This window comes from Aquificaceae bacterium, from assembly GCA_037481935.1.
Classification (GTDB): Bacteria; Aquificota; Aquificia; order Aquificales; family Aquificaceae; genus Pampinifervens.
This window is the reverse complement of sequence record JBBFKQ010000002.1, coordinates 1-12,982: the sequence shown is the minus strand read 5'-3', so window position 1 is coordinate 12,982 and position 12,982 is coordinate 1. Positions and strand designations below refer to the sequence as shown.

General features: G+C 48.1%; 15 protein-coding genes and 1 tRNA gene. 6 read left to right on the top strand and 10 right to left on the bottom strand.

Going from position 1 to position 12,982, the window contains the following annotated elements; translation table 11 throughout:
• The first annotated feature begins 16 nt into the window (after positions 1-16).
• Positions 17-742: a LytTR family DNA-binding domain-containing protein gene (locus tag WHS43_01770; protein ID MEJ5338363.1), complete on the top strand. Its 726-nt coding sequence runs from the start codon at positions 17-19 to the stop codon at positions 740-742.
• On the opposite strand, the gene WHS43_01765 is transcribed toward WHS43_01770, so the two are convergent.
• The 8 genes from WHS43_01765 to WHS43_01730 form a co-directional block, all read right to left on the bottom strand.
• The gene (locus WHS43_01765) at positions 739-2,022 is read right to left on the bottom strand and encodes a deoxyribodipyrimidine photo-lyase (protein ID MEJ5338362.1); all 1,284 of its coding nucleotides are present in this window, start codon (positions 2,020-2,022) and stop codon (positions 739-741) included. The genes WHS43_01770 and WHS43_01765 overlap by 4 nt on opposite strands.
• Complete coding sequence (locus tag WHS43_01760; GenBank protein MEJ5338361.1) at positions 2,019-2,459, bottom strand: hypothetical protein; 441 nt, start codon at positions 2,457-2,459, stop codon at positions 2,019-2,021. Before WHS43_01760 ends, WHS43_01765 begins: the two co-directional genes overlap by 4 nt.
• Positions 2,426-2,677, bottom strand: coding sequence for a DUF454 family protein (locus tag WHS43_01755; protein ID MEJ5338360.1), 252 nt, complete (start codon positions 2,675-2,677; stop codon positions 2,426-2,428). The genes WHS43_01760 and WHS43_01755 overlap by 34 nt, the downstream gene beginning before the upstream one ends.
• Entirely contained in the window at positions 2,677-3,270 is a 594-nt protein-coding gene (locus tag WHS43_01750) for a flavin reductase family protein (GenBank protein ID MEJ5338359.1), read from the bottom strand. Before WHS43_01750 ends, WHS43_01755 begins: the two co-directional genes overlap by 1 nt.
• Positions 3,271-3,454: 184 nt before the next feature.
• Positions 3,455-4,441: a histidine kinase gene (locus tag WHS43_01745; GenBank protein ID MEJ5338358.1), complete on the bottom strand. Its 987-nt coding sequence runs from the start codon at positions 4,439-4,441 to the stop codon at positions 3,455-3,457.
• Positions 4,435-5,889, bottom strand: coding sequence for an NAD(P)/FAD-dependent oxidoreductase (locus WHS43_01740; GenBank protein MEJ5338357.1), 1,455 nt, complete (start codon positions 5,887-5,889; stop codon positions 4,435-4,437). The genes WHS43_01745 and WHS43_01740 overlap by 7 nt, the downstream gene beginning before the upstream one ends.
• A gap of 54 nt (positions 5,890-5,943) precedes the next feature.
• Positions 5,944-7,230 (bottom strand): phosphoribosylamine--glycine ligase, encoded by a 1,287-nt coding sequence (gene purD, locus WHS43_01735; protein MEJ5338356.1) that lies wholly within the window; start codon positions 7,228-7,230, stop codon positions 5,944-5,946.
• 7 nt (positions 7,231-7,237) lie between these two features.
• The gene (locus WHS43_01730; protein ID MEJ5338355.1) at positions 7,238-7,825 is read right to left on the bottom strand and encodes an aminodeoxychorismate/anthranilate synthase component II; all 588 of its coding nucleotides are present in this window, start codon (positions 7,823-7,825) and stop codon (positions 7,238-7,240) included.
• A gap of 24 nt (positions 7,826-7,849) precedes the next feature.
• Between WHS43_01730 and WHS43_01725 the strand changes: the two genes are divergently transcribed.
• The 3 genes from WHS43_01725 to WHS43_01715 all read left to right on the top strand — a co-directional run bounded on the left by WHS43_01725 (position 7,850) and on the right by WHS43_01715 (position 9,814).
• A complete protein-coding gene (locus WHS43_01725; protein MEJ5338354.1) occupies positions 7,850-8,815 on the top strand; it encodes a flippase-like domain-containing protein in 966 nt (321 codons plus the stop codon).
• Positions 8,790-9,779: a tetraacyldisaccharide 4'-kinase gene (gene lpxK, locus WHS43_01720; protein ID MEJ5338353.1), complete on the top strand. Its 990-nt coding sequence runs from the start codon at positions 8,790-8,792 to the stop codon at positions 9,777-9,779. Before WHS43_01725 ends, lpxK begins: the two co-directional genes overlap by 26 nt.
• Positions 9,742-9,814 (top strand) — tRNA-Lys (locus WHS43_01715). Before lpxK ends, WHS43_01715 begins: the two co-directional genes overlap by 38 nt.
• Here the strand turns inward: WHS43_01715 and glgB are convergent.
• Positions 9,776-11,692 (bottom strand): 1,4-alpha-glucan branching protein GlgB, encoded by a 1,917-nt coding sequence (glgB, locus tag WHS43_01710; protein MEJ5338352.1) that lies wholly within the window; start codon positions 11,690-11,692, stop codon positions 9,776-9,778. The genes WHS43_01715 and glgB overlap by 39 nt on opposite strands.
• Before the next feature lie 27 nt (positions 11,693-11,719).
• Between glgB and WHS43_01705 the strand changes: the two genes are divergently transcribed.
• Both WHS43_01705 and WHS43_01700 read left to right on the top strand, forming a co-directional pair.
• Positions 11,720-12,118, top strand: coding sequence for a HEPN domain-containing protein (locus WHS43_01705; GenBank protein ID MEJ5338351.1), 399 nt, complete (start codon positions 11,720-11,722; stop codon positions 12,116-12,118).
• Positions 12,063-12,419 carry a nucleotidyltransferase domain-containing protein gene (locus WHS43_01700; protein ID MEJ5338350.1) on the top strand — a complete coding sequence of 119 codons (357 nt, stop codon included), beginning with the start codon at positions 12,063-12,065 and terminating at the stop codon, positions 12,417-12,419. The genes WHS43_01705 and WHS43_01700 overlap by 56 nt, the downstream gene beginning before the upstream one ends.
• Here WHS43_01700 and WHS43_01695 read toward each other — a convergent pair.
• Positions 12,395-12,883 carry a DsrE family protein gene (locus WHS43_01695; protein MEJ5338349.1) on the bottom strand — a complete coding sequence of 163 codons (489 nt, stop codon included), beginning with the start codon at positions 12,881-12,883 and terminating at the stop codon, positions 12,395-12,397. The two genes, WHS43_01700 and WHS43_01695, sit on opposite strands and share 25 nt — an antisense overlap.
• Positions 12,884-12,982 lie beyond the last annotated feature (99 nt).

Below are 12,982 nucleotides of genomic sequence, written 5' to 3'. Positions count from 1 at the left end.
ATGGAATATACAATACATGAGAGCTGTTATAGTTGAAGATGAGCCCCTTGCGGTTCATAGGCTCAGGAGAATGATAAAAAGCGACGGCAGGCTGGATGTGGTGGGAGAGGCTGGCACCTACGAAGAGGCTATAAAGGTGGTAGAGGAAAAGAAGCCCGATGTGCTTTTTCTTGACATAAGACTGCCCGACGGAACTGGTATAGACCTTGCAAAGGAGCTGCTGTCTATGGGGCTAAGACCATACATCATCTTCACCACCGCATACGGCGAATATGCCCTTGAAGCCTTCAGAGTTTCTGCGGTGGATTATCTTCTCAAGCCCTTTTCTCAGGAAGACCTCAGCAAAGCCATAGACAGAGTGCTGGAAAAGAAAAACAACACCCAGCAGGTGATAAACCTTATAAGAAACGAACGCCCCATAATACCAGCAAGGATTGGCAACAAGGTCATATTCCTGAGCCCTGAGGACATATACTACGTGCAGGCGGAGATGGGAGAGGTAAGCGTCAGAACCAGGGAAGGGCTTTTGCCCCTTAGCAAGAAACTCTACGAGATAGAAGAACAGCTCAGGCCCTACAACTTCTTCAGGGTCCACAGGTCCTATCTTGTAAACCTCAACAAGGTAAAAGAGCTAAAAAGCGTAGAGCAGAGTAAGTATGTGATAGTCTTTAAGGAGATAAACGAAACCCTCAAGACCAGCAGGGAGGGTGCCAAAGCCCTCAGGGAATACCTGAACATTTAGCCTTTTTGCCCGTAGGCTTCCTTTGCCAGCTTTATCCTCTCGTAGTAGTTTACAATGGGTCTGTGGTAGGGAAGTCTGTGGCTCAGGGGGTCGTGGAGCATATGGCAGGGCACTTTTGAAAGCTCCGGTAAATATGTCTTTATGTACGCACAGTCGGGGTCATACCTCTGAGCCTGAAGTATGGGATTAAAGAGCCTGAAGGGTTTTGGGTCTGCACCTACGGAGGCGGTCCACTGCCAGTTTCCCGTGTTTACCACCTCGTCGTAGTCCAGAAGATGCTCCATGAAGAACTTTTCCCCAATCCTCCAGTCTACGAGCAGAACCTTTGTGAGAAAACTGCCCACTATCATTCTCATCCTGTTGTGAAGCCATTTTTCTTCTACCAGCTGCCTTATGCCTGCGTCCACTATGGGATAGCCAGTTCTTGCCTCAAAGAAGGCCCGTATGTGCTCTTTTCTGTTTTCCCACTTTATGTTTCTCCTTTTTACCTGAAACTCAAGATCTCTGGACTGGGGAAAGTTAAGGGCTATGTGATACCAGAACTCTCTCCAGGCAAGCTCCTTGATAAACTGCTCACTTCTGAGGTGAGCCCTTTTATAGATTTCTCTCAGAGAAAGCACCCCAAACCTTATACAGGGGGAAAGCCTTGAAGAGCCATCAACCGCAGGGTAGTTTCTGAGCTCTTCGTATTTTTCAAAAGGAAAGGTGCTGAGCCTTTTCTCGCAGTCTTCTGGGTAGAAGGGATAAGGGTCGCTGTAGTCAAGGTTGAGGTCCTTCAAAGCAGGAAGGGGTAGTTGGGGAACGGTAAAGTTTTCTGGGGATGTCTCAGAGAGGTCAACCTTCTTTGTCCACTCTGTATAAAAAGGGGTGTATACCTTCCTCTGCGGAATTGCCTCGGGCACTGCAAGAAAGTTGTCAAAGACCTCCACATATTCCACACCGTATTCCCTGCAGAGCTTCCGTATTTCCCTGTTTCTTTCCACACCGCTCCAGCTGTAAGAGACTGTGGTGTAAAGATGGGTGGGCTTTGCGACTCTGAAGACCTCTCTCAGGGCTTCTTCTGTGCTTGCTTGCAGGCAGTAGAGCCTTATCTGGGAGGAAAGTAGGGCGACAGCCCTCACCAGATATCCCAGCCTCTTGTAATCAACCTTAAGGGTGGTAAGTATGTCCCTGTCAAAGATAAACACAGGCACTATTTCTCTGTGATTTTTTGACGCAAGGGCTAGCCCTCTGTTGTCCTTTACTCTGAGGTCTCTTTTAAAGAGGTAGACTGCCCTCATGGTTTTACTACTGCGAGGTAGATGACCGCAAGAGACACCACTATGAGGGGAAGGGCAACCACATAGTTAAAAAGGTCATATTTCTCGTAGGCCTTCATCCTGTCCTTTGAGCGTGGAATGTAGAAGTTTACAAACCAGAAGTTGAGAACTTCAAGGGGCAAAAGCACACCGAGCACCAGCGGTAGCTTGTAGTTTAGCCAGCTTATATCAAACCTGTATTTCAGCAAATGTATCATATAAAGACCCATAACCAGAGCGAGGACAAAGCCCAGTATCTCAAGGTTTGTCATCCAGCGGTAGAAACTCCTGAGTACGTGCTGGTCACAGCCTGTAGGTCTTCTCATAGAATAGAGCATGAAAAGCCCCAGAGAAGACGATGCACCTGCCCAGAGGAATATGCCGATTAAATGGATAAACTTTGCGGTCGTGTATTCCATCTTCTGAGGTATTTTACAGACTTCCTGATGTATGGGTATATCCTTTCACCTATAAAAGGCAACTTTTTGAGCCTCACTATGTCCCTTTTGGATGCTCTGGAAAGCATTATTATGGCAAGCAGATACAGGGGGACTGTGGGTAAGATGGGAAGGAATATGCCAAGAGTGCCGAGCCCGAAGAAAGAAAAGCCAAAAAGTCTGTAAACACCTCTTTTCATCACTTATAAATATAAGCCTTTGAGTTTCTTGAGAAATAAGCCTTGCCCATGTGAAGGGGATATTTAACCTTTTCAGGCTTCAGCCTGCCTTTTCTGTAGTGTATGAGCTCCACCCTTCCTATAAGAAGGCTGTGGTCGGGGAGCTCCATAACCCTCTCCTGGGTGCACTCATACAAAAGAAGGGATTGTTCTATGGCAAGGGCTTTAACTTTCAGGGCTCTGAAGGGTCTGAGCCTCTTAAAAAGTTTCCACTTGTCCGTCTGGTCTCCATGGTGTCTCCCTGCAGTCAGAATATCCTCAAGGTAGTCTTCTGGCAGGAAGTTTACCGTAAAGTCCACGCCCTCTACGATTAGCCTGTGGCTGTAGTTTTCTCTTGCTATGGCCGCTGCATACAGAAAGGGCTCTTTGTTTGCGGGCATGTGCCAGGCGACCGCCAGTGGGTTTTCTCCAACGCACACCACTGCAACCGGTCTTGGCACATAACCCAAAAAGTAGGCATCCTGTAGAGTCTTAAAATTTTTCTGAAGGGCGGGGGAGGTCCCTTCAGGAGGAGGCAAGGCATGGGCGTAGTGGCTGTTTTTCAGGCTGTCCATCTGCCGAGCAGAAACACAAGGGTTATTCCAATTATGTGAACTATCCACCAGCCTATTCTCATGAACCTGAAAGCCTCTGGTAGTTGCATGGCTTACACCTCCTTACAAGTTTTTCCTATTCATGAGAATATACCCTGCACCCTTCCTCTGACAGATTTCTATTCCACCTTCCAGAGGTTAATTTTTACTCTTCACTGAACTCCATTCTGAAAAAAGTCAATTCCTTATCCCTACGGTAGCTGAGTCTGCCCCCGCACAGCTCAAGCCTTTTCCTCAGGTTGGACAGTCCAGTCCCTTCTCTTATATGTTCAAAGCCTACGCCGTTGTCCACAACCTCAACTATCTTCCTGTTGCCTTCGGTGTAAGCCCTTACCTCAACCCTGCCATGCCTTAGCTTGAGTCCATGCTTGAGAGCATTCTCAACAAGCACCTGAAGGGAAAACTTGGGCACCTTGAGGCTAAGAAGACCTTCATCTACTTTCACAACAAGGTCAATCTTCCCCACAAACCTCAGGCTTATAACCTTCCAGTAGTCTCTGAGCAGGTTAAGCTCGTCCTCCAGACTTATAAGAGGCTCAAAGTGGAGACTTCTTCTCAAAAGCCTTGCCAGAGCCAGTATGGCCTCTTCCGCCTTGCCCGGGTCCTGATGAACCAGCTCTGCCAGTGCGTTGAGGGTGTTGAACATAAAATGAGGACTTATCTGGCTCTCCAAGTTCCTTATGTGTTCCTCCAGCAAAAGTCTCTTGCTCTCTTCTTCTCTTCTCTGCAGAGAGACCAGCTTGTAGAGGAGATAACCCAGAGATGCGGTCATGAGCCCCAAAAACACTGAAAGGCTGAGGGCTTTGCCCATGGGCAGGTGCAAGTCTACTATTCCAAGGGCTTCGTTGGTGAGGTATCCACCCATGGCACCCAGAAAACCGGAAACCAGTGCAAGAAAAAGACTGAAAGGCGTTCTGAGAAAATCTGGAAGCATCCTCACAAGCCAGCGGTTGTTTATCTCTGTGGTAATGAAGGAAAGCACAAATATGTAGAGCGAGGTTATAAGCCCGAGGAACATAACAGGCATTAGCCTCTGGCCATGAAGTGATGCCACAAAGCCCGATATGGAAAAGCCAAGAAGGGAAGCAAGCAGGAGTATGTAAAGCCACTCTCTGAGCCTTATCTTCAACATAGCTTGAAGTCCTTCTCTATGAGCTTAAGAAGGTTTATGACACCCATGCTGACCCCTGGCCATCCCTGACCCGGGAAGACAGTATCACCCACCAGATAGATACCCTCCACCGGTGTAACGGGTGAGGGGTAGGAGAAGGGGAAGTTTTCTTTTGTGAGGGGCACACCGCCTACCGAACCTCTGTATCTGCCCGTGTAAACTTCAAAGGTTCTGGGAGTGCCTGCAAATACATAAACCTTCTTTAAGCTCCTGAGCTGAGGAAGATACTGGTATATGGTCTCAAGGCAGTATTCAAGAGCCCTCTCTTTCCTGTCTTCATACTCCTCTCTGGAAAGACCTTCCCACAGCTCAAGCATTGTATGGGTAGATACGGTGATGCTTCTTGTTCCCTCCTTGCTGAGCACAGGGTCGTCCCTCTCTGATATGGACACGAACAGAGACCTGCTTCCCGTATAGGGTATGGGCTCTCTCAGAAGTATAAAGTGGTGGTGGGCAAAATCCTCCGGGAGCTCTCCCTCTACCGTCATGTATATAGTAAAGGCACCCCACAACTTCCAGAACCTTTTTTTTGCAATCTCAGAGAATTCCCTCAGCTCTTCCACAAGGTCTCCCGCCTTCCATATGGTGGTGTTGAGCACCACCCGCTTTGCCTCGCAGTTTCCCCTGTTGGTCTCTATGAGAAAGCCCCAGGGTTTTCTTTTTATGGCTTTTACCCTGGTCTTCATGCTTATGTTTTTTACACTGCTGGCAAAGGCATCAAGCAGTTTTCCCATACCTCCCACTGCGTAGTAGTTGGTAAGATTAGGGTATGTGAGCCCGAGAGATGCCACGGAAAAGGGCACTTCCTCCAGAAAGCCCTGAGCGGTTATAAGAGTGTGGTGTGTGAGAAAAAGCTCGTAGTCGGAGTTGAATTTGCCAAGGTAGACGCCAGCTACACTTCTTGCACTGAAGAAGTTGCACAACAGGGTGGAAAAAAAGTCCAGAGGATGCCTTGAAAGACTTCTGAGGGGAGATGTAAGGCTTGGATAGGGCAGGCTGTCGCACCACATGCTCCACATGGCATCACTTACCCTGTAGACTCTCCTCCAGAAGGAGGTGTGCTCAAGCCCTGGAAAGGCCCTTTTTATCTCTTCAAGGGACTGGTCTCTGTCCTTCCACCTTCTTATAACCCTATCACCAAGGTATATTACCATAGCCGGGTCTATTGGCTTTATGGGAAGCTCTACTTTGAGAAAATTTGCTATCTTACCAACTGGAAGGTTCTCCTCTGCCCCTACAAAGGTGGCAGCACCCACATTGTAATAAAAACCCTTTCTGCGGAAGGTGCCCGCACAGCCTCCGAGGTAGTCAAGGGCTTCAAAAAGGATAACATCCTTTCCTATGTGTGAAAGAAGGGCGGAGGCGAGAACTCCACCTATACCACCGCCAACTACTGCATAGTCAAACATAGGAATAAATATTTCCAGAGAAAGGAGCCAGGTTGAAGTATACACCTTATTTTTTCAGGAGCCTGTTCTTCCAGTTAATATCCTGATACCCCTCAGACCTATATCCCTCCTGTAGTGCATGCCTTCAAACCTTATCTTCTCAACTGCCCCGTAAGCCCTTTCCCTCGCTTCGTATAGGTCCGCTCCCCATGCACACACATTGAGAACTCTTCCTCCCTTTGTGTATACCTTTCCGTCCCTCCTTTCTGTCCCCGCATGAAAGACAACCACATCCTCCATATTCTCAACTTCCTCAATCCCGATAATCTCCTTACCATCCTCCGGCTTTTCCGGATAGCCTTTGCTTGCAAGCACAACGCAGAGTGCGTTTCTCTGGTCTATCTCAATGTGTATTTCCCTTCCCTCATAAAAGTCAAGAAGTATCCGAAGCAGATCTCCCTTTGTTCTCACGAGAAGCGGTTGAGCTTCCGGGTCTCCAAGCCTTGCGTTGAACTCAAGCACCTTCGGTCCCTTGCCTGTGAGCATAAGACCCACATAAAGAAAGCCTCTGTAATAAATCCCCTCCTCCTTCAGCCCTCTTATTACCCTTTCCACTATGTGTTCCTTTATGAGCTTTTCCATAGCTTCGTCAACGAAAGGATTCGGTGAATATGCCCCCATACCGCCCGTATTGGGACCCATATCACCGTCAAGAAGTCTCTTGTGGTCCTGAGAGGTGGGAAGGGGCACATATCTATCGCCGTTGAGCATCACTATATAGGAAGCCTCCTCACCTTCTAAATATTCCTCCACCACCACCCTTGAGCCTGCATCTCCGAGACTTTTCCTTACCATGAGCCTGTCTATAGCCTGAAAGGCTTCCTCATAGTTTTTACAGACAATCACCCCCTTACCACTGGCGAGACCATCCACCTTTATAACCACAGGCACTCCAAAGTCCCTTACAAAGCTCTTTGCCCTCTGAGGGTCTTCAAATATGTGAAACTCTGCGGTGGGAATGCCATACTTCTGCATAAACTCCTTGGCAAAGGCCTTGCTTCCCTCAAGCATGGAAGCCCTACTATCTGGTCCAAAGATTCTAAGACCCCTCCTCTCAAACTCATCAACAATACCAGCCACCAGCGGGGCCTCAGGTCCAACCACCGTAAAGTCAATACCTTCCCTCTGGGCGAAGTCTGCAAGGGCTTTTATATCAGTTGGCTCTACAGGGATATTCTGAGCTATTCTTGATGTTCCTGCATTTCCCCTTGCACAGTAGAGGGCTTTCACAAGAGGACTCTGAGAGAGCTTCCATGCTATGGCATGCTCCCTGCCGCCGTTTCCGACTACGAGAACCTTCACATGTTTATTATACCAGAACTCTTTCCCTTGCTATCCTCAGGAAGTTTTCAAGAAGCTTCATACCTTCTTCTGAAAGCACAGACTCCGGATGGAACTGAACCCCAAAGAGGGGATATGCAATATGCTGAATGCCCATTATCTCACCGTCCTCAGACCATGCGGTAATTTTCAAAAAGTCCGGAAGAGTATTTCTGTCAATTACCAGAGAGTGGTATCGCACTGCAGTAAATGGGTTCTTCAGCCCTTCAAAGATACCCTCTCCCGTATGGGATATCTGGGATGTTTTGCCGTGCATGAGCTTTTTTGCCCTTACAATACTGGCACCGAAGGCATACCCTATGGACTGGTGCCCCAGACAGACACCCAGTATGGGGATTTCCCTGTAAAACTCCCTAATTAAATCAACGGATATGCCCGCTTCCCTTGGGGTGCAGGGACCGGGAGATATGACTATGGCATCCGGGCTTGCCCTTCTTATGTCCTGAAGACTTACCTCATCGTTTCTCCTTACCGCCACATCCGCAGAAAGAACCTGAAGATACTGAACAAGATTGTAGGTAAAGGAGTCGTAGTTGTCCACCACAAGAACCCGCATGGGGATTAAAATATAGACCTGTAGATGCACAGGTCAATTCTGTATGGCATAATTCTTACTTTCCTGTTCGTTGCAGGGTCTCTCATTTACATAATGAAGAAGACACTTACAAAGGACTTTCTGGGTGTGCTACTTCACGCAGACAAGAAGTATCTGCTCCTATCCATTCTGTTCATGTTCTTTTACCACAGCTTTGACAATCTCAGACTTTTTGTGCTCTCAAGGGCTATGAGGCTAAGGTATTCCTTTTCCTATGGTTATGTTGTCTCTCTCATAAACACCTTTGGGGCAACCATAACACCCGCCCATATGGGCGGAGAATTCATGTCCGTGTATACCCTTTCAAGGAAAGGGGGGAAACTGCACAAGGTTATGAGCATAGTTACTATGAAAACTGTAACTGGTATGGCCTTTTTTATACTGGCTCTTCCATATGTTCTTCTTCATTTATACAGAAACCCCTCACACGGAGTGAGAATAATCTACATCTTGCTTTTTTTCTTCCTTCTGGGCTTGCTCATATACGCACTCTTCAGGCTCTTTTCAAACAGAAGAACCGCAGAAAATCAGAGATTTGTGCAGAAGTTTAAATACACCCTCAAGAGGTATGTGGTGGTCTCAAGGATATTCCTCAGGGATAAAAAGGGGAGCATACTCGTTGCATGCGTCAGCAGCGTGCTTCTCTACCTATCCTTCCTGGCATCGGGAGCTTTTCTTCTCAAAAGCCTGAACCCAGCACCATATCTTATAACTCTTATGGAACACCAGCTTATGCTTCTTTATGCCATATTTTTAAGCCCTACTCCTGGAGGTAGCGGCGTGGGAGAAGTGGGAGCGCTTTATGCCTTCGAGCCCTTTCTTGAACTTTCTCTTCTTGGAGGTTTTTCTTTGCTCTGGAGGTTCATAACACAATATCTGAGTGCCATCATCGGCGGTATCCTGCTTGCCCTTCTTCTCTTAAAGGATGCAAGAAGGTTCAGAAATGCCTGAAATTCTCAACCCATACCTCTGGGCGATAGGCTTCAGAAACTGGGCTTACGACAATGGGCTAATTTCCCAGTGCAGGTTTTCCCTGCCAGTTATCTCTGTGGGCAACCTTTCCCTTGGAGGAAGCGGTAAAAGTTCACTTGTGAGGCACATTGCCACTCTTCTCAGGGATTTCAGGGTATGCATAATCTCGCGTGGATATAGGAGAAGAACTAAGGGCACCTTGCTGGTTTCTGAATGGGGCAGGGTGCTGGCGGGCTGGGAAGATGCAGGGGACGAATCCTATATGCTGGCAAGGCTTCTGCCAGAGGTGAGCGTGCTCGTGGACGAAGACAGGTGCAGGGGGACGAGATATGCCCTTGAGAGGCTAAAGCCTGAGCTTATAATCCTTGATGATGGCTTTCAGCACAGAAAAATACACAGAGACCTGAACATACTTCTTCTGAGAAAGAGAGACTTTTCAGACAGGCTTTTGCCCTTTGGAAGGCTGAGAGAGCCTCTCAAAAGCATGAAGAGGGCAGATGTGATAGTGCTTTCTTACGCAGAGCTTGAAGATTTTGACTGGAAGCATCCAGAAAAACCAACATTGAAGATGAGAAGAGGGGGCTGGAAAGTGGTAAGAAGCTCAGATGGAAGTGTTCTTGAAGATTTCAGGAACCTCAGCTTTGTAGCCTTTTCAGGTCTTGGGGACAACGAGCAGTTTTTCAAAATCCTCACAGGAATGGGCATAGCCCTTGAGAAAACCATATCACTTCCTGACCACTACAGCTACAGAGGCTTTAATATAGACAGGGGCAGGCTCTACATAACAACACTGAAGGACCTTGTCAAGCTCCAGCCCGCAGAGAACCTTTTTTATCTTGACTTTGAGGTAAGCGTGGATGGATTGAAAGAGATTCTGGAGAGGTCTATAATTAATAGACTGCAAAGGGTCGGTAGCTCAGCTGGCAGAGCAACGGACTCTTAATCCGTGGGTCGCGGGTTCGACTCCCGCCCGACCCATTTGAACACTGCCACTGCAAGGGGTGGAAGCGTCAGGCTTACAGAGTAAGGTCTTCCATGGAAAGATACTTCCTCTGCGTGCACTCCTCCAAGGTTTCCAAGATTACTGCCCCCATATATCTCTGAGTCTGTGTTTAATATCTCCTTCCAGAAACCTGCCTCTGGCACTCCAATCCTGTAATCAAAACGGGGCACTGGAGTGAAGTTGCAGACCACCAGCAAAAGCTCACCCTCTGAGGATTTTCTCAGGTAGCTTATTATGCTGGCTTCCCAGTCTGAAAAGTCCACCCACTCAAAGCCCTCGTGTTCGCAGTCAAGCTCGTGCAGAGCCCTCTCCTGTCTGTAGAGCCTGTTTAAATCCTTTACAAGCCTTTGAATTCCCCTGTGGCTATCATAGTTTAACAGGTGCCAGTCAAGGCTTTCCTCATGGCTCCACTCCCTCCACTGGGCGAATTCACCGCCCATAAAAAGAAGCTTTTTGCCGGGATGTGTCCACATGTAGGCAAAAAGAAGCCTGAGGTTTGCAAACTTCTGCCAGTAGTCACCTGGCATTTTAGAAATCAATGAGCCCTTTCCATGAACCACCTCGTCATGGGAAAGGGGAAGTATAAAGTTTTCATAGAAGGCATACCAGATGCTGAAGGTGAGCTGATGGTGATGGTACTTCCTGTATATGGGGTCCTTGGACATGTAAAAGAGGGTGTCATTCATCCAGCCCATGTTCCACTTAAAACCAAAACCAAGCCCGCCAAGGTATGCCGGCCTGCTCACCATAGGAAAGGCTGTGGACTCCTCTGCCACCGTCTGGATACCTTCAAAGTTCCCGTAGAGGCATACGTTGAACTTTCTCAAAAAGTCTATTGCCTCAAGGTTTTCCTTTCCTCCATAGATGTTGGGGACCCACTCGTGCCTTGAGTAGTCCAGGTAGAGCATGCTTGCCACCGCATCAACTCTTAGTCCATCCACATGGTACTTTTCAAGCCAGAAATGAGCTGAACTCAGAAGAAAAGAACGCACCTCACCTTTCCCATAGTCAAAAATGTAGCTATGCCAGTCAGGGTGCCAGCCCTTCCTCCAGTCTCCATACTCATAGAGGTGTGTTCCATCAAAGTAGGCAAGCCCGTGCCCGTCTGTGGGAAAGTGTGAGGGGACCCAGTCCAGTATGACGCCAATGCCCTGCTGATGCAGGTAGTCCACAAGATACATGAAGTCCTGGGGCGTGCCGTAGCGGGATGTGGGTGCAAAGTAGCCGGTAATCTGATAACCCCATGAGCCATAAAAGGGGTGCTCCATAACGGGCAAAAACTCCACATGGGTAAAGCCCATCTCCTTCACATACTGGGCAAGAAGTGGAGCAAGCTCCTTGTAGCTCAGCCACCTGTTGCCTTCCTCCGGAACCCTCCTCCACGAACCAAGATGAACCTCATATATGCTTATGGGTGCCCGATGGTGGTTGAGCTCCTTCCTCCTTCTTAGCCACTCATCGCCCTGCCAGCTGTAGCTGAGGTCCCACACCACAGAGGCGGTGCCCGGCGGTTTTTCATGAAAAAAGCCAAAAGGGTCCGCTCTGTCTGTCCAGTAGCCCCAATGGGTGTAGAGGTGGTATTTGTATTTATGACCTTTTCTAACGCCCTCCACAAAGCCTTCCCATATGCCAGAGCCATCCTCCCTTCTTTTCAGGGGAAGAGACCACTTGTCCCAGCCGTTGAAGTCTCCAAAGACAAAAACCTGCTCTGCATGAGGCGCCCAGAGGGCAAAGTAAGCACCATCCTCAAAAAGATGACAGCCCAGTTTTTCATAGAGCCTGCAGTGAGAACCTTCCCTGAAAAGATAAACATCGTAGTCCGTAAGAAGGGAGAAGTGGTGGCTCACAGCCATGTGAATATGATAGCTTAAAATTTTTCCATGAACCGCTGGAAAGACTGGTGGGAGCAGGCTCTCAGAGACAGAGAGAAGGCAGAGCTTGACCTTGAGCATGGATATTACGAGTGGGCTTGCTTTACAGCCCAGCAATCTGCAGAAAAAGCTCTAAAAGCCTTCTCCATGTATAAGGGTTTTGAACCTTGGGGTCATTCTCTGCTTGCCCTTTTGAAAGCCCTCAGGCAGGCCGGTTTTGAGTTTCCCCCCAAGCTAGAAAGCTCAGCAAAGAGGCTTGACCTTTACTACATTCCCACGAGATACCCTAACGGTCTGCCGGCGGGTAAGCCTTCAGAATACTACACGGAGGAGGAAGCCATTGATGCACTCAATGCGTGCGACCATATACTCAGATGGTGCAAAACTCATATACCTGAAGAGGGATGAGCTCCTCAGGAACCTTGAGAGCCTTGCTCAGGAGCTCGCCAGAGAAATTCCAGAGGTAGACGCTCTGTATCTTTTTGGTTCTCTTGCAAGGGGTGAACAAAGGGGATTAAGCGATGTGGACCTTCTTGCGGTGGTGAGTGTGCCCCTCAACAGGTCCAACTTCTGGAAGGTGTATGAGAGGGTGTTTAACTTTATGGCGGATAGGTTACAGCTGGAGTTTGACCTCATTGTGGTAGAGAAAAATAAGGCGGAGGAAACCCTCAGAAGGCTCGGGACTTACCTTCTTATCTCAAAAACTTGAGGAATCATAAGAGCGTAGCCCTGCAGTTGCCAGTGGATTATCTCTGTTATGGCAGAGGGGACAAGCTCCACAAAGGGATAAAAATCCTTTTCAGAAAGACCGTATATCTGCTCTGCAGCCATCTTGCATACCTTGAATTTGACCCCATACAGGCTCAGGCTCTCAAGCCTCTCCACTATGTCTGCATACTGGTCTCTGTTTCTTGTAGCGAATACAGGAAGCTCCCTGCCATGGGAAACCACCACTATCTGAATGTCTTCGGGGCTGTAGTTGTAGGGTGGGTTGGTAAGCACAAAAATAACGTTCGATATCCACCCCAGCGCTGGCCTTATTTTCTCTGGATGGTCCAGAAACAGCTCATAGACCACTTTGAAAGGCACTGTATAGGGCGTCTGAACAGACTTACCATGTGGCTGAGCGTGGGCAAAAAACAAAAACAAAAGCAATCCGAATATTACTTTCATTTCTTCGCCTCCTCACCTATAATAACCCGAGTTGCAAGTTATAAGAAATTATGGTAAAAAAAAGCTCCCCATGGAAAACCCATAGGGAGGATTAAGATG